1 protein-coding gene is annotated in these 393 nt (G+C 61.3%); it reads left to right on the top strand.

Features of this window, described 5'->3' with window-relative positions; all coding sequences use genetic code 11:
• A partial coding sequence (locus tag ACFPUZ_RS08220; protein WP_377001433.1) for a transposase occupies nt 1-393 on the top strand: 393 nt, incomplete at both ends.

The raw sequence follows: 393 nt of genomic DNA, 5'->3' as shown, positions 1-393 counted from the left end.
GAACGCGACCCTGGCTTCCGAGAGCAGGTGCAGGTGGTGACCATGGACGGGTTCACCGGCTATGCCTCGGCCATGGACCAGGTGTTACCGCAGGCCACCAAGGTCATGGACCCGTTCCACGTCGTCCACCTGGCCGCGGACAAACTCACCGGATGCCGGCAACGGCTCCAACGAGAGACCACCGGACGCCGGGGCCGCAAGGACGATCCGCTGTATAAGCACCGTCGCACACTATTGACCAGGACGAACTACCTCACGCAGCGGCAGAAACAACGTTTGAAGATGCTGTGGGCCACCGATGACGACTACATGGCCCTGGAAGTGACGTGGATGTTCTACCAGGACATGATCCAGGCGTACGGGCACCCGAAGAAGTCGGAGGGCAAAAAGCTC

This window comes from Corynebacterium nasicanis (assembly GCF_042658165.1).
Classification (GTDB): Bacteria; Actinomycetota; Actinomycetes; order Mycobacteriales; family Mycobacteriaceae; genus Corynebacterium; species Corynebacterium nasicanis.
The sequence above is the reverse complement of the archived record's forward strand: the minus strand, read 5'-3'. Positions and strand labels throughout refer to the sequence as shown.